The 15,298-nt window shown below is 66.1% G+C and carries 14 protein-coding genes; 6 read left to right on the top strand and 8 right to left on the bottom strand.

All coding sequences use genetic code 11. From position 1 onward, the window contains the following. Positions 1 to 49: 49 nt before the first annotated feature. From pruA to ABXG85_RS11730, 6 genes are all read right to left on the bottom strand, one after another. A complete protein-coding gene (gene pruA, locus ABXG85_RS11755; RefSeq protein ID WP_353513817.1) occupies positions 50 to 1,600 on the bottom strand; it encodes an L-glutamate gamma-semialdehyde dehydrogenase in 1,551 nt (516 codons plus the stop codon). Positions 1,601 to 1,610: 10 nt separating this feature from the next. Then, positions 1,611 to 2,534: a proline dehydrogenase gene (locus tag ABXG85_RS11750; RefSeq protein WP_353513816.1), complete on the bottom strand. Its 924-nt coding sequence runs from the start codon at positions 2,532 to 2,534 to the stop codon at positions 1,611 to 1,613. Further along, positions 2,531 to 3,193: a GntR family transcriptional regulator gene (locus ABXG85_RS11745; RefSeq protein WP_353513815.1), complete on the bottom strand. Its 663-nt coding sequence runs from the start codon at positions 3,191 to 3,193 to the stop codon at positions 2,531 to 2,533. Before ABXG85_RS11745 ends, ABXG85_RS11750 begins: the two co-directional genes overlap by 4 nt. Positions 3,194 to 3,268: 75 nt before the next feature. Next, positions 3,269 to 3,973, bottom strand: coding sequence for a hypothetical protein (locus ABXG85_RS11740; protein WP_353513814.1), 705 nt, complete (start codon positions 3,971 to 3,973; stop codon positions 3,269 to 3,271). Positions 3,974 to 4,046: 73 nt separating this feature from the next. Then, positions 4,047 to 4,556 (bottom strand): CsgG/HfaB family protein, encoded by a 510-nt coding sequence (locus ABXG85_RS11735; RefSeq protein ID WP_486401652.1) that lies wholly within the window; start codon positions 4,554 to 4,556, stop codon positions 4,047 to 4,049. A 339-nt stretch (positions 4,557 to 4,895) separates the two neighbouring features. Continuing rightward, entirely contained in the window at positions 4,896 to 5,795 is a 900-nt protein-coding gene (locus ABXG85_RS11730) for a DUF4032 domain-containing protein (RefSeq protein WP_353513813.1), read from the bottom strand. 109 nt (positions 5,796 to 5,904) lie between these two features. Here ABXG85_RS11730 and ABXG85_RS11725 point away from each other — a divergent pair, with 109 nt between their 5' ends. After that, positions 5,905 to 7,092, top strand: a complete 1,188-nt coding sequence (locus ABXG85_RS11725) for a glycine C-acetyltransferase (RefSeq protein WP_353513812.1) — start codon at positions 5,905 to 5,907, stop codon at positions 7,090 to 7,092. Next, entirely contained in the window at positions 7,093 to 8,325 is a 1,233-nt protein-coding gene (locus ABXG85_RS11720; protein ID WP_353513811.1) for an N-6 DNA methylase family protein, read from the top strand. Here the strand turns inward: ABXG85_RS11720 and ABXG85_RS11715 are convergent. Continuing rightward, a complete protein-coding gene (locus ABXG85_RS11715; protein WP_353513810.1) occupies positions 8,307 to 8,693 on the bottom strand; it encodes a hypothetical protein in 387 nt (128 codons plus the stop codon). The genes ABXG85_RS11720 and ABXG85_RS11715 overlap by 19 nt on opposite strands. A gap of 127 nt (positions 8,694 to 8,820) precedes the next feature. On the opposite strand from ABXG85_RS11715, the gene ABXG85_RS11710 reads away from it, so the two are divergent. Continuing rightward, positions 8,821 to 10,728: a DNA topoisomerase subunit B gene (locus ABXG85_RS11710; protein ID WP_353513809.1), complete on the top strand. Its 1,908-nt coding sequence runs from the start codon at positions 8,821 to 8,823 to the stop codon at positions 10,726 to 10,728. Further along, the gene (gene hrpB / locus ABXG85_RS11705) at positions 10,729 to 13,023 is read left to right on the top strand and encodes an ATP-dependent helicase HrpB (RefSeq protein ID WP_353513808.1); all 2,295 of its coding nucleotides are present in this window, start codon (positions 10,729 to 10,731) and stop codon (positions 13,021 to 13,023) included. Here the strand turns inward: hrpB and ABXG85_RS11700 are convergent. Beyond that, positions 12,980 to 13,432, bottom strand: coding sequence for a hypothetical protein (locus ABXG85_RS11700; protein WP_353513807.1), 453 nt, complete (start codon positions 13,430 to 13,432; stop codon positions 12,980 to 12,982). The two genes, hrpB and ABXG85_RS11700, sit on opposite strands and share 44 nt — an antisense overlap. Positions 13,433 to 13,484: 52 nt before the next feature. Between ABXG85_RS11700 and ABXG85_RS11695 the strand changes: the two genes are divergently transcribed. Together ABXG85_RS11695 and ABXG85_RS11690 are read left to right on the top strand one after the other, a co-directional pair. Then, entirely contained in the window at positions 13,485 to 13,877 is a 393-nt protein-coding gene (locus tag ABXG85_RS11695) for an SCP2 sterol-binding domain-containing protein (protein WP_353513806.1), read from the top strand. Further along, positions 13,874 to 14,908, top strand: a complete 1,035-nt coding sequence (locus ABXG85_RS11690; RefSeq protein ID WP_353513805.1) for an alcohol dehydrogenase family protein — start codon at positions 13,874 to 13,876, stop codon at positions 14,906 to 14,908. The genes ABXG85_RS11695 and ABXG85_RS11690 overlap by 4 nt, the downstream gene beginning before the upstream one ends. Positions 14,909 to 15,298 lie beyond the last annotated feature (390 nt).

The following is a 15,298-nucleotide window of genomic DNA, read 5'->3' as shown; positions in this document are numbered from 1 at the left end:
AAGGACCATGCCCCAAGGATAGCCCAAAGCGCCCTTAGGGTCTAGGGGGCTAGAAGCGCTCGGCCACCGTCTTCATCTGCAGGAAGTGGAGGAGGTAGTCCGGCCCCCCCGCCTTGGTGTCGGTGCCGGAAAGGTTGAAGCCGCCAAAGGGCTGCACCCCCACCAAGGCCCCCGTGATCTTCCGGTTGAAGTAGAGGTTCCCCACGTGGAACTCCCGCCGGGCCCTTTCCAGGTGCTCCCGCTTGCGGGAGTAAACCCCGCCCGTGAGGCCGTACACGGTATCGTTGGCCGCCTCCAGGGCCTCGCCGAAGTCCCTCACCCGGATCACAGAGAGCACGGGGCCGAAGATCTCCTCCTGGGCGATTTTGGCCTGGGGCGGCACCTCGGTGAAGACCGTGGGGGCGATGAAGTAGCCCTCCCCCTCCAAGCGCTTGCCCCCCAGGACGAGCTGCCCTTCCCCCTTGCCGATCTCGATGTAGGAAAGGATTTTTTCCTCCTGGGCCTTAGAGGCCACGGGGCCCAGGTCGGGGTTCTCCTCGGCGGGGCCCACCACCAGGCGGTTTGCCCGCTCCAGAAGGCGCTCCAGAAGCGGCTCATACGCCTTCTCGGTAACGATGAGGCGGCTCGCCGCAGAGCACTTCTGCCCCTGGAAGCCGTAGGCGGAAACCAGGATGCCCTCTGTGGCCGCCTCTAGGTCGGCGGTTTCGTCCACGAGGATAGCGTCCTTGCCCCCGAGCTCCAGGAAAACCCGCTTGATCCACCGCTGCCCCGGGGCGAGCCTGGCCGCCCGCTCGTGGATCCAAAGCCCCACCTCGAGGCTCCCCGTGAAGTTGATGAAGCGGGTCCGGGGGTGCTCCACCAAGTAGGCCCCCACCTCCTTCCCTTCCCCGGGCAGGAAGTTCACCACCCCCGGGGGGAAGCCCGCCTCGTGGAAGATCTCAAAGACCTTGGCGGCGATGACCACCGTGTCCTCGGCGGGCTTGGCCACCACGGTGTTCCCCACCGCCACGGGCCCGGCGATCATCCCGGTGAAGATGGCGATGGGGAAGTTCCAGGGGGCGATGACCACCCCGGCCCCCAAGGGGATGTAAAAGCTCTCGTTGTCCTCCCCGGGGTAGGGCACCACCTCCACAGAGGGGTACTTGTACTTAAGGGCCTGGCGGGCGTAGTACTCCAGGAAGTCGATGGCCTCCGCCACCTCGGCGCTGGCCTCCACCCAGTTCTTGCCGATCTCGTAGACCAAGGTGGCCTCCAGCTCCCGCCGGCGCCGCTTCATGAGGGCGGCGGCCTTGAGGAGGAGGCGGCTCCAGTCTTCCTGGGGCCAGTCCTTCCAGGTGCGGAAGGCCCGCCAGGCGGCCTCGAGGGCGGCCTCCGCCTCCGCCCGCCCCGCCTTGGCCGTGCTCCCCACCACCTCCCTCGGGGCCGAGGGGTTTAGGGAAAGGATCTTCTCCCGGGTGTCCACCCAGGCCCCATCTATATAGAGGCCCCAGTGGCGGCCGAACTCGGCCCGCACCCGCTTTAGGGCCTCCTTCATCTCCCGCCGGGCCTCCTCGGTCTGGAAGGTTTCTATGGGTTGGTTCCGGAAAGGTTCCACCGTCATGGTTCCTCCTTTAGCCTCCTAAGAGGCTCCTTAGCACCAAAAACAGGTTCTCCGGCCGCTCGGCAATGCGGCGGCTCAGGTAGGGGTACCAGTCCTTGCCGTAAGGCACGTAGGCCCGCACCGTGTAGCCTTCCCGGGCCAGGGCTTTCTGCGCCTCGGGGCGTACCCCATAGAGGAGCTGGAACTCAAAGCGGTCCTTAGGGATGCCGAAGGCCTCAGTGTAGCGCTTCACCTCGCCGATGAGCCTGGGGTCGTGGGTGGCGAAGGCCACGTAGAGCCCCTCCTTTAGGGCGAGCTTCCCCAAGTGCAGGTACTCGGCGTCGATGAGGCGCTTGTCCTGGAAGGCCACCTCCTTGGGCTCCCGGTAGGCCCCCTTGACGAGGCGCAGGTTGGGCCGGTAGGGCAGGAGGTCCACGAGGTCCTTTTCCGTGCGGAAGAGGTAGCTTTGCAAGACCACGCCCACCTGGCTAAAGCCCGCCTCCCTGAGGGCCTTGTATAGGCGCAAGGTGGCCTCCACCCGGGGGGAGTCCTCCATGTCCAGGCGGACGAAGACCCCCTGGGGCTCCGCCTCCTGTAGGAGGCCCCGCAAAAGCTCCAGGGCGAGGCACTCGGAAAGGTCCAGGCCGAGCTGGGTGGGCTTCACGGAGACGTACTTGGGCCAGGGCTTCGCGGCCAAGGCCCGCACCAGGGCCAGGATGCCCTCCTGGAAGGCCCGAGCCTCCTCTTCCCTCCGCACCCCTTCCCCCAGGAGGTCCAGGATGGCGTGGACCCCGTGGGCCTCGAGGGCCTCCGCCGCCTTAAGCGCTTCCTCCAGGGTCTCCCCCGCCACATAGCGGCGCACCAGGCTCTTCGCCCGCCCCTTGAGGAGGGCCTCCACCCGGGGGTTACCCGCCACGGAGAGCACCGCCTGCCGATAGACCAGGTCTAGGTTCATACCCCTCCTTTCCGAAGCGTCGCCACCACCAGGTCGCGGAAGCGGTACACGTGGGCCTCCACCGCCCGCTTGGCCTCTTCGGGGTCCTTCTCCCTTAGGGCCATGAGGATCGCCCGGTGCTCCCGCCTCGTGGCCTCGTCTTGGGAAAGGGTGGGCAGGGCGCTTCGGGCCAGGGCCAGGCTGGCCAGCAGGTCCTCGTAAAGCCGGTAAAGGGTCCGGTTCCCGGAAAGGCGCACCAAGGCTCGGTGGAACTCCAGGTCACGGCGCATCTGCTCGGGGTAGTCCTCCGGGGGAGCCTCGTCAATGGCCCGGAGGCGCTCCTCCAGGGCGTCCAGCTCCCAGGAGGTGGCCCGTAGCGCCGCCTCCCGCGCCGCCTCCCCCTCCAGCAGGGCCCGCACCCCATAGACCTCCTCCACCTCCTCCGGGGTGAAGGCCTTGACCCTCGCCCCCTTGCCCGGCACCAACTCCACCAGCCCTTCCTCGCTTAGGCGCATCAAGGCCTCCCGCACCGGGGTGCGGGAAACCCCGAGCTCTTGGGCTAAAAGGGGCTCGGAAAGCCTTTCCCCCGGGGCGAAACGCCCGGAGAGGAGGAGGTCCTTGAGGTGGCCGTAGACCGCCTCGCGCACCTGGTTGGGTCGGCGGAAGCTCTGGGTCTGCATCCTGTATGCAGGATAAGGATAATCCGAGGCTAAAATCAAGGGCGGGGAACCCCCCGCCCTCAAAACCCGAGCCTATTAGCGCACCCGGGCCTCTATGGCGAAGCCGCTCACCTCGGTAACCTCCAAGGGGAGGAGCCGTAGGCTTTCTAGGAGCGCTGCCAGCTCGTCCACGGACCCTTGGAAGACCACCTCGGCCTCGAGGACACCGTTGGCGAAGCTTTTACGCTCAGCCGAAACCACACCCTTCTGAGCTCCAAGCTCCCTCAGGAGCACAGAGGCATCGGTGAAGCCCTTTAGGCCGGTCACCGTCAAGCGGACCACGGGTCTGGCTCCCGAAGCGGAAAAGTTCTGCTTGCGCAACTCCTGCCCCACCTGTTTGCCCAGGTTACGCAAGGCCGCAAAAGCCGCTTCCCGCTCGGAGGTACCCGTCCCTGTCTGGGATGGACTCCAACTGCCCACCACTTGACCGGTACTGGCCATCACAAGCCGCACGTCCGCCGTGGCCTTGTAGGTGTAGAAGGTGGCCACGTTGGTCCGGGTGGCAAGGACGCGAGAGGTGAAAACCCGGCTGACCACCAAGGCGTCAGCCTTAAAGTTGGTGGCCAAGGTGATGGCCGCCAAGGCATCCCCCTGCACCAGGCGGGTGAGGAGTTGCCGATCCGCTACCTTTTGCACCTGGGCAGCGTCCAGCACCCGAAAGCCCCCCTGCAAGAGTTCCTCCCGCAATGCCGCCTCGTAAAGGCCCGCCTCCTCATCCCACCAGCTCTCACCTTGGCTCACGAGGATAAGGGTTTTGGGCCCTTGGCCCAGAGCCATCCCCAAAACCAGGGGAACCAGAAGGAGAAAAAGGCGCCTAAGGCTGCTGGTAAGGCTTCCCGTCCGGTGCATACTTGAAGTAACTCCTGGGCGTACGCTTAATGATCTCCTCTACTGCCTTAGAGGTCATTACAGCCAAGGCCTTGCCCATGGGGGTCTTCTCGTACTGCTTCAACCCACCCACAAGGGCAGCGCCCGGACCCAAAATCCCCAGGAGACCCCCGTAATCCACATCTGTGGCCTCGCCCTCCACGCGGAAAGCGGAAACGATGGCACCGCTTTGGGCGTCCACAATCCGCATGTCCACCGCCACATACGAGCGCTTCTGTCCACCGCCGAAGGCGCCCAAGAGACCTCCCAGAATACCGCCGCCACCCCCCCGGGTGCCGCCCGCATCGGGCTCAAAAGCGGTAATGGAACCCACCACCAAAAGCTCGGCTCCCTGCAGGTTGAGGGGTTTACCCCCGAGGTAGGCTTCCTGTTGAATTTGCGCCAGCACCGAGCGGTCGTAGAGGATGAAGTGGTTGGTGTTGATCAAGGCGGTCATCAAGAGTTCCGAGATGGAAGCCCCAACGCCCGTAGGGCACTCGGCAGCGGCGCAGATGAAATTGGCCACCACCGCTTTGGCTCGAGGCCCCGTGTAGTTGGCATAGGGATTTTCGCCTTCCAAGCCAGAGGAGGTCTTGGTAGTCACGCTGGGAGCACAGGCCGTTAACACCGCCAATAAAGCCACACCTAGAAGGCCAAAGCCTCTTCTCATAGGGTTCACCTCACTCCTAGGCACCTAGGATAGGTTCTAGGTACCCGATCCGGAACTTTAGCGCACTCGTGCCGAAGGGTCAAGTGCAGATGAACACCCATCAAGAGACGTCAGAGCTAAGCTTGTTCATTTGCCCCACCGTGCCCTTAGCCAAACCTTAAGCCCACCCCCCATCCGCTTCCACCACGGCCCGAACCGGGCCTCGTAGCTCCGGGCCGCCTCCTCGGGGGAAAGGTCCACCCCGAGCTCCTGGGCCAGGAAGTAGCGGTGGTCCATGACCCAGAGGTAAAGGTCGGCCTCGGTGCGCCCAGGAAACTCGTGCAAAAGCCCCAACTTCCGGATGGCCTCCACCGTGGGCCGGTAAAGGTTCTGGTACCAGTCCACCACCGCCTCCTCCCACGGGATCTCCCGGCCCTCCTCGAGGCCCCGAAAGTACCGCCGGGTGGCGATGTGGTCCAGGAGGAGGTCATAGCGGCCCAAGGTGGAAAAGCGGATCTCCTCGGCCCCGGAAACGAGCTCTTTCAGGCGGGTCTTTTCCAAGAAGTTGGCGTACTCCGCCTTGAGGACGAGGTCCTTCACAGTGTCCTTGGCCTCCACGGGCACGGGGACATCCAGGGCGATGACGTAGGCGTCCATGTACCGCTGCCCCGTGGCCTTGGCCAGGGCCACCCGGTGGTTGCCGTCTTTCACAAAGTACGCCTCCCCCACCTGGTAGACCTCAATGGGCGGAAACTCCTGCCCTTCTAGCTGGAGGGCCCTGAGCCGCTTCCACCGCTCCAAGGCGTGGGGCGTCTTGGGCAAAAAGCGGCGGTCAAAGTCCTCGTAGCGGTCCACCGAGCCCACCACCTTGTCCACCTCGATGGTCTTTAAGCCCAGGTGGTGCTCCCCCTTGGGCCTCAGGGCCAGGGCTTGGTGGAAGGGAAGGAGGGCCGAAGGCTCCCCTTTTAAGCGGTCCAGAAGCTCAAGGAGCTTGGTTCGCCGCTCCAGGCGCTCGGCCTCGGTTTCCGCCTGCAGATAGCTCCGCATGGAACCGCTACCACCCCCCTTTCCCAGGGTAGTCCTTCCCGGTCATAAAAGCGTGAGGAAGGACCCAAGGCCTGGACAAAGGGGAAACCTGGAGGGTTAGAGTAGGGGCATGAGCCTTTCCCTGCGCGAGCGGGTGCGAAACGAGCTGGAGCGGCTAAAGCGCGAGGGGCTTTACATCACCCCTAAGGTCCTCGAGGCGCCCCAGGAACCCGTGACCCGGGTGGAGGGGAAGGAGGTGGTGAACCTCGCCTCCAACAACTACCTGGGCTTCGCCAACCACCCCTACCTTAAGGAAAAGGCCAAGCAGTACCTGGAGCGGTGGGGGGCGGGAAGCGGGGCGGTGCGCACCATCGCCGGCACCTTCACCTACCACCTGGAGCTGGAGGAGGCCCTAGCCCGCTTCAAGGGGACGGAAAGCGCCTTGGTGCTCCAGTCGGGCTTCACGGCCAACCAGAGCGTGTTAGGGGCGCTCCTTCAGGAAGGGGACCTGGTCTTCTCCGATGAGCTCAACCACGCCTCCATCATCGACGGGCTCCGCCTCACCAAGGCCACCCGCCTGGTCTACCGCCACGCCGACGTGGAGCACCTGGAAGAGCTCCTAAAGACCCACGACACCGAGGGTCTGAAGCTTATCGTCACCGACGGGGTCTTCTCCATGGACGGGGACATCGCCCCCCTGGACCGGATCGTGCCCCTGGCCAAGCGGTACGGGGCGGTGGTCTACGTGGACGACGCCCACGGCTCCGGCGTCCTCGGGGAGAAGGGCAAGGGGACGGTGCACCACTTTGGCTTCCACCAAGACCCCGACGTTATCCAGGTGGCCACCCTCTCCAAGGCCTGGGCCGTGGTTGGGGGGTACGCCGCCGGGGCCTTGGAACTCAAGGACCTCCTCATCAATAAGGCCAGGCCCTTCCTTTTCTCCACCAGCCACCCCCCGGCGGTGGTGGGGGCCCTTCTGGGAGCCTTGGAGCTGGTGGAGAAGGAGCCCGAGCGGGTGGAGCGGCTTTGGGAAAACACCCGCTACTTCAAGGCGGAGCTCGCCCGCCTGGGCTACGACACCCTGGGGAGCCAGACCCCCATCACCCCCGTCCTCTTTGGGGAGGCCCCCTTGGCCTTCGAGGCGAGCCGCATGCTCCTGGAGGAAGGGGTTTTCGCCGTGGGCATCGGCTTCCCCACGGTGCCCAGGGGGAAGGCCCGGATCCGGAACATCGTCACCGCCGCCCACACCCAGGAGATGCTGGACAAGGCCCTCGAGGCCTACGCCAAGGTGGGGCGGAAGCTCGGCATCATCCGCTAAATGCGCTTTCCCCCGTCCTTTCCCCAAGGCGCCACGGCAAAAAGCCTGGGCCGGGTGGAAACGCCCCCCGAAGTGGTGGGCTTCATGGTGAGCCTCGCCGAGGCTCCTCCTGGAGGAAAAGTTTTGGAGCCCGCTTGCGCCAACGGACCCTTTCTTAGGTCTTTTCGGGAAACTCACGGCACGGGCTTCCGCTTCCTTGGGGTGGAGATAGACCCTGAGGCCCTGGACCTTCCCGCTTGGGCGGAAGGTGTCCTGGCGGACTTCCTCCTCTGGGAAGGGGAAGGGGATTTTGACCTTATCCTGGGGAACCCGCCCTATGGGATCGTGGGGGACGGCTCCAAGTACCCCATCCACGTCCTCAAGGAGGTAAAGGCCCTCTACAAGAGGCTTTTCTCCACCTGGAGGGGCAAGTACAACCTCTACGGGGCCTTCACCGAAAAGGCGGTTCGCCTCCTGAGGCCCGGGGGGCTTTTGGTCTATGTGGTCCCCACCACGTGGCTGGTCCTGGACGACTTCTCCTCCCTCCGCACCTTCCTTGCCCAAACAGGAGCCACCGAGGTCTTCTACGTAGGTCCGGTCTTCCCCAAGCGGAACGTGAGCACCGTTATCTTGCGCTTTATAAAAGGGGGACAGGGCCTAACGCTTTGGGACGCCAGGAACCTAAGCGCTCCCATCCTCTGGGAAACCTACCCTGAGTGGAAGGGGGAGATGGTCCGCTTCGAAACCCCCAAGACCAAGGAGATGGAGGCGGAAGGAATCCCGCTTGGGCACCTTTTCCGCATCCGCTTCGCCGCCCGAAGCCCCGAGTTTAAGAAGCACGAGGCGGTGCGAAGGGAGCCTGGCCCGGGGCTTGTTCCCGTCCTCACCGGGCGCAACCTCAAACCCGGGCTCATCGACTACGAAACCCCCTACTCGGGGCTTTGGATGCCCAAGGAGCGGGCGAGGGAGCTAAGGGACTTCTACGCCACGCCCCATCTCGTGGTGGGCCACACCAAGGGGGTTCGGGTGGTGGCGGCGTGGGACGAAAAGGCCTATCCTTGGCGGGAGGAGTTTCACCTGGTGCCCAAGGAGGGGGTTAGGGTTGAACCGGAGGGCCTGGTGGGCTACCTCAACAGCCCGGAGGTCCAGGCCTACTCCCAGGAACTCTACCGAGAGGTGGTACCCCACCTTACCCGGCCCATGTTGGAAAGGCTTCCCGTACCGCCCGAACTCCTTCAGCGCCCCGTGAGGTAGACCCGCACCCCAAGGCCCACGGCGAAAAGAAGCCCCAGGGCCACAAAGACCTCGGGCCGCTTGGGGGGGTCCTTCAGGCTCCGGTAAAACCACCCCCCGGGCTCGAGGCCCCCCAGGTAGTGGAGCCCCGCCGCCAAAAGGAGCCCGTAAAGGAGGTGAAGCCCCTCCTTGGGCCTCAACCCCCCCAGGAACAGGAGGAAGCCCAAGGCCACCTGGAGGATGGCCACCCAGGCCACCCCCCGTAGGACGGCATAGAAGCGGGAGGGCAGGGGACGGAAAAACCCCACCAGCCCCACCAGGGCCAAGGCGGGCACGGCCACCAGCAGCACAAGACCTAAAAGGGCATGGACCAGGACCCCGAACGTCATGGCCGCATCATACCGGAAAGGCGGGGAATTTCTCGCATTGAATACAGAAAGTTCACGGGCAGCACGCGGGGCTTCGGCCCATGCCCAAGGGAAAAACCCGGCCCCGATGGTGTGGTATACTGGAGGGGTGAGCTACGACGCTTCCGCCATTAAGGTGCTCAAGGGGTTGGAAGGGGTGCGCCACCGCCCCGCCATGTACATTGGCGGCACAGGGGTGGAGGGTTACCACCACCTTTTCAAGGAAATCCTGGACAACGCCGTGGACGAGGCCCTGGCGGGCTACGCCACCGAGATCGTCACCACCTTGAACCCAGACGGCTCCCTCACCGTGGAGGACAACGGCCGGGGTATCCCCGTGGACCTCATGCCCGAGGAGGGGAAGCCCGCGGTGGAGGTGATCTACACCACCCTGCACTCCGGGGGCAAGTTTGAAAGCGGGGCCTACAAGGTCTCGGGCGGCCTCCACGGGGTAGGAGCCAGCGTGGTGAACGCCCTTTCCGAGTGGACGGTGGTGGAGGTCTTCCGGGAGGGAAAGCACCACCGCATCGCCTTCAGCCGGGGCGAGGTGACCGAACCCCTCCGCGTGGTGGGAGAGGCCCCCAAGGGCAAGACGGGCACCCGGGTCACCTTCAAACCCGACCCCGAGATCTTTGGCCCCTTGGCCTTTGACCCGAGCAAAATCCGGGCCCGCCTCCGGGAGGTGAGCTACCTGGTGGCCGGGCTCAAACTGGTCTTTAAAGACCTCCAGCACAACAAAGAGGAGGTGTTCCAAGACAAAGGGGGCGTGGCCTCCTTCGCCAAGGCCCTGGCGGAGGGGGAGGAGCTTTTGTACGAGAAGCCCTTCCTCATCCGCGGCCAAGAAGGGGAGGTGGAGGTGGAGGTGGGCCTCATCCACACCAAGGGCTATACAGCAGAGATCCTCACCTACGCCAACATGATCCCTACCCGGGACGGGGGCACCCACCTCACCGCCTTCAAGTCCGCCTATAGCCGGGCGCTAAACCAGTACGCCAAGAAGGCGGGCCTCAACAAGGAAAAAGGCCCCCAGCCCACGGGAGACGACCTCCTGGAAGGCCTTTACGCCGTGGTGAGCGTGAAGCTCCCCCAACCCCAGTTCGAAGGGCAGACCAAGGGGAAGCTCTTAAACCCCGAGGCGGGAAGCGCCGTGAACCAGGTGGTCTACGAGAAGCTCTTGGAGGTCCTGGAGGAAAACCCCCGCATCGCCAAAACCCTTTACGAGAAAGCCCAGCGGGCGGCCCAAGCCCGGGAGGCGGCCAGGAAGGCCCGGGAGCTGGTGCGCCGGCAAAACCCCCTGGAGTCCGACGACCTCCCCGGCAAGCTCGCCGACTGCCAGACGGAAAACCCCGAGGAGGCGGAGCTTTTCATCGTGGAGGGGGACTCCGCCGGCGGAAGCGCCAAGCAAGGCCGGGACCGCCGCTTCCAGGCCATCCTGCCCCTTAGGGGCAAGATTCTCAACGTGGAGAAGGCGGGGCTATCCAAGGCCCTGAAAAACGCCGAGGTGCGGGCCATGGTGGCGGCCATCGGAGCGGGGATCGGGGGCACGGGGGACGAGGCCCACTTCGACCTGGAGAGCCTCCGCTACCACAAGATCATCATCATGACCGACGCCGACGTGGACGGGAGCCACATCCGCACCCTCCTCCTCACCTTCTTCTACCGCTACATGCGCCCCCTCATCGAGCGGGGGCACGTGTACATCGCCCAGCCGCCCCTTTACCGCCTTCAGGTGGGGAAGAAGGTGGAATACCTCTACTCCGACGAGGAGCTCGCAGAGCGCCTCAAGGAACTGGAGGGCAAAAGCTACGAGGTGCAACGCTTCAAGGGCCTAGGGGAGATGAACCCCGAGCAGCTTTGGGAGACCACCATGAACCCGGAAAAGCGGGTGCTCAAGCGGGTGGAGCTCCAAGACGCCCTCGAGGCCAGCGAGCTCTTTGAGAAGCTCATGGGCCAGGATGTGGCCCCCAGGCGGGACTTCATAGAGGAGCACGCCCGCTACGCCGAGCTGGACATCTAAATGCAAGCCTGGTTGGACGAGGCGGTGGCCCTGCTCCTGGAGCGGGGCCGTCTCCTCCTCAAGGCCTACCCTGGGGCCGGCAAGAGCACCCTTTTTCCCCTAAAGCTCCTGGAAGCCCTCCCTGGGCGCATCCTCCTCTTTGAACCCCGGCGGGTGGCGGCCCGGGCGGTGGCGGCGCGGCTGGCGGAGAACCTAGGGGAGCCCCTGGGCAAGCGCGTGGGCTACCGGGTGCGCCTAGAAAGCCGAGAGGGCCCGGAAACCCGGCTCTTGGTCATGACGGAAGGCCTCCTCACCCAGCGCCTCCTGGAAGACCCGGCTTTGGAAGGGGTTTCCGCCGTCCTCCTGGACGAGGCCCACGAGCGCCATTTGGAAGGCGACCTGGCCTTGGCCCTCCTCCTTCGCATCCAGGAAACCCTCCGGCCCGACCTCAAGCTGGCCCTCCTCACCGCCACCCCCGACCCCGACCTGGAGCGGGCCCTGGCGGGGGCCGTCCTGCGGGTGGAGGGGGAAGCCCACCCCTTGGAGATCCACCACCTGGATCGGCCCCTCGAGGGCCCCCTCGAGGCCTGGGCCGCCCGCTACGCCCGGAGGGCCTTCTTGGAAGGGGAAGGGGACGTCCTGGTCTTCCTGCCGGGCAAGGCGGAGATAGAAAGGACGCGAAGGCTCCTCCAAGACCTCCCCGCCTTCCCCCTCCACGGGGGGCTTCCCCTGGCGGAGCAGGCGGCCCTCCTCAAGCCCGGCCCCCGGAAGATCGTCCTGGCCACGGACGTGGCGGAAACGAGCCTCACCCTACCCGGGGTGCGGGCGGTGGTGGACACGGGGCTCGCCAAGAAGCCCCGCTTCGATCCCAGGACGGGCCTCACCCGGCTGGTCCTCGCCCGCATCCCCGAGGACTCGGCCCGGCAACGGGCGGGCCGGGCCGGGCGGCTTGGCCCGGGGAAGGTGTACCGCCTCTACCCCGAAGGCCCCTTCCCCCCGAAGCGCCCCGAGGTTCTGGAGGCCGACCTCGCCCGGGCGGCGCTCCTGGCCCTGGCCTTCGGGGAACGGCTGGAGGACCTCCCCCTCCCCACCCCGCCCCCCAAGGGAGCCCTGGAGGCGGCCCAGGCCCTCCTCGGCCTTCTGGGGGCGGTGGAGGCAGGCCGCCTCACCCCCCTGGGCCAGGCCATGCTCCGCCTCCCCACCCACCCCCGCCTGGCCCGCATGGCCCTGGAGGCCAAGGCCCAGGGCCTTCTCCCCCTGGCCGCAGACCTCATCGCCCTTTTGGAGGAGCCCGACCCCTTGGCGGGGGAAGCGGACCTCCTCTTACGGCTTGAGGGCCTCCTCGAGGCCCGCCGGGCGAAACGGGGACCCTTTTTGGGGGTGGAGCGGGTTTCGGCCTTGTGGCGGAGGCGGCTTGGCGCCGAGGCCCTCCCCCACCTTCCCCACCCCGAGGCGGTGGGGCGGCTCCTCCTCGCCGCCTACCCCGACCGGGCGGCGGAGCGGGTAGGGCCTGGGCGCTATCGGCTTTGCACCGGCCCCCTCCTGCGCCTGGAAGGGGATGGGCCCCCTTACTTGGTGGCGGTGGGGGCGGAGCTTGCCCAAGGGGAAGGGCGTCTTCTCCTCTATGCCCCCCTAGCCCGGGAGGACCTCCTGGAGCGGTCCAAGGTGGAGGCCTGGAGCGGTTGGGAAGGGGGGCGGCTACGGGGGTACCTGGAGCGGCGGTACGGAGCCATCCTCCTGGAGCGGGTTCCCGTAGACCCCGGCCCCCCCACCCCGGCAGAGCTCCAAGAGGCCTTCAAGGAAGGCCTTCCCCTCCCCGAGGAGGCGCGGCAGGTGCTCCTCCGCCTGGCCTTCCTCCGGGCCCACGGGGTGGAGGTGCCGGCCCTAAGCGAGGCCACCCTCCTCCAGGACCTCACCTGGCTCCTCCCCTGGACCGAGGGGGTGCGGGAGGTGGAAGCCCTGGCCCGCTTGCCCTGGAAGGAGATCCTCCTCGGCCTCTTGGGGGAAGGGAGGGGGGTCCTCGAGGCCCTGGCCCCCGAGGCCATCCTCCTCCCCTCCGGCAAACGCAAGCGCCTTCGCTACCGGGAAGACGCCCCGCCCCTCCTTTCCCTCCTCATCCAAGAAGCCTTCGGCCTGAGGGAAACCCCTAGGGTGCTGGGGGGAAAGGTCCCGGTGGCGGTGGAACTCCTCTCCCCCGCCCGTCGGCCGGTGCAGGTGACCCAGGACCTACGGTCGTTTTGGGAACACCGCTACCCTGAGGTGCGGCGGGAACTCATGCGCCGCTATCCCAAGCACCCGTGGCCGGAACGCCCCTAAAAAGCTCCGCCCGGAACCCCCGCTCCCGCGCCCGCTCCACCCAAAGGGGGTTGTCGTCCAGGTAAAGGGCCTCTTCCCCCAAGGCCGCCACCGCTAAGGCCAAGGCTTCCAGCTTATCCGGGTGGAAGAAGGCGGAAAGCCCCTCCGGAGGAGGCAGGTCGGAAACCAGGTAAAAGGGCGTGGGAAAGGTCAAGGGCCGAGGAAGGAAGGCCTTGGGATAGAGCCCGGAAGCCCCCGGGAAGAGGGCCTCCAAAACCCTAGGTCCCTCCGCCCGCAAACGGGGAAGAAGGTCGTAAAAGGCCTGGGAAACGTAAAAGGCACTTTCCCCGCTGGCCTCGGCGAGAAGCCGGATCAAGCGGGGCTCCACCGCCTCGCAGTAAACCCCGGAGAGGTCCAGGAGGTAAACCACCTTTCCAGGGTACCGCCAAAGGGCTTATACTGGGTACAAAAGGAGGCGAAGGATGGAGCTTTTCAGCGAGGCGTGGGCCAAGGCGTACTGCGAAAAGCTGTCCCAAAGCGAGGCCTACCGCAAGGCGGCATCCGGTTGGGAGGGCTCCTTGGCCCTAAGCGTCCGCCCCGACCCCCAGGCGGGCCTGCCCCAGGGGGTAGCGGTGGTCCTGGACCTTTGGCACGGGGTCTGCCGTGGGGTGAAGGTGGTGGAAGGCGAGGCGGAGGCGGACTTCGTGATTGAAGCGGATCTCGCCACCTGGCAAGAGGTCCTGGAGGGGAGGCTTGAGCCCCTCACCGCCCTCATGCGGGGGTTTCTGGAGCTCAAGAAGGGCTCCCTCGCCACCTTGGCCCCCTACGCCCAAGCGGCCCAGGAACTGGTGAAGGTGGCCCGGGAGGTAGCGTGAAGGCGGTGGTGTACCAGGGGCCTTTCCAGGTGGCGGTGGAAGAGGTCCCGGAGCCCAAACTGGAAGTGGAAACCGACGCCATCGTGGAGGTGGAGCTCTCTGCCATCTGCGGCTCGGACCTCCACATCTACCACGGCAAGATCGCCGGGGTCCTGCCCGGCACCATCCTCGGCCACGAGTTCGTGGGCCGGGTGGTGGAAAAGGGCCCCTTGGTGCCCTTCGCCCTGGGGGAGCGGGTGGTGGGGAGCTTCCAGGTGGCCTGCGGGGACTGCCCCGCCTGCCGCAAGGGGCGCTTCTTCGCTTGCCTCAAAGGCGGCGTCTACGGCTTCGGCCTGGCCCTGGGGAACTTGCCGGGGGCCCAGGCCGAGCGGGTGCGGGTCCCCTTCGCCCGCACCAGCCTGTTCCCCATCGGGGACCTGCCGGCGGAGGAGGCCATCCTGGCCGGGGACATCCTCACCACCGCCTACGGGGGGGTGAGGCCCTTCTTGGAGCCTGGGATGAGCGTGGCCGTGGTGGGCTCGGGACCCGTAGGCCTCATGGCCCAGATGGTAGCCCACGCCCTGGGGGCGGGGAGGGTCTACGCCATAGACCCGGAGGAAAGCCGCCTGGAAAAGGCCAGCACCCTGGGAAGCCTTCCCCTAAACCCCAAGGCGGAAGACCCCGTGGCCCGGTTACGCAAGGAAACCGAGGGCCTGGGGGCCGATCTGGTGGTGGAAGCGGTGGGCGGGGACGGGGAAGCCCTGCGCCTCGCCTTTCGCCTGGTGGGGCCTGGGGGCGTGGTGTCCAGCCTAGGGGTGCCCACGGCGGAGAGGGTGGACTACCCTTGGCTTTCCGCCTTCAGCCGCGGCATCACCTTCCGAAGCGCCCTGGCCAACATCCCCCGCTACATCGGCGAGGTCCTGGCCTTGCAGAGGACAGGGCGCCTAAAGGGACGCTTCGTCTTTAGCCACCGCCTGCCCTTGGGGGAAGCGGCGGAAGGCTACCGCCTATTCCACGAGCGCCGGACCACCAAGGTGGCCCTGGTGCCCTAAAAACAAACCCGCCACCTCTACGGGCGGCCTCTTTCTCGTCTGACTCTTTCAGTATACCACGCCTTGCCGATATGTAAAGTGCTATGCAATAAAACCCCGCCCAAACGGGGTTCCTGTGGGGTGCAGCCGAGCTTTTTGGAAGGCTTCCACGCCAAATGTGCCCTCTTGCCCCGCTTCCCTAGCCCCCCCAGCTAGCCTAAGGGGGAAGGAGGTGGCCTATGCGGTACCTGGTGGTGGCCCACCGCACCGCCAAAAGCCCCGCATTGGCACCCACATTCCGCACCCCCTTCACTCCAGCAGGTAATATCGCCCGGCCCCCAGGAGGCGCGCCGCGGTCTCGTGATGGGGAGCCAGGTTGAGGACGAACCACCTGCCCCCCAGCTCCACCAG

It is taken from the genome of Thermus sp. LT1-2-5 (assembly GCF_040363165.1).
GTDB lineage: Bacteria > Deinococcota > Deinococci > Deinococcales > Thermaceae > Thermus.
This window is presented reverse-complemented; position numbering and strand designations above follow the sequence as displayed.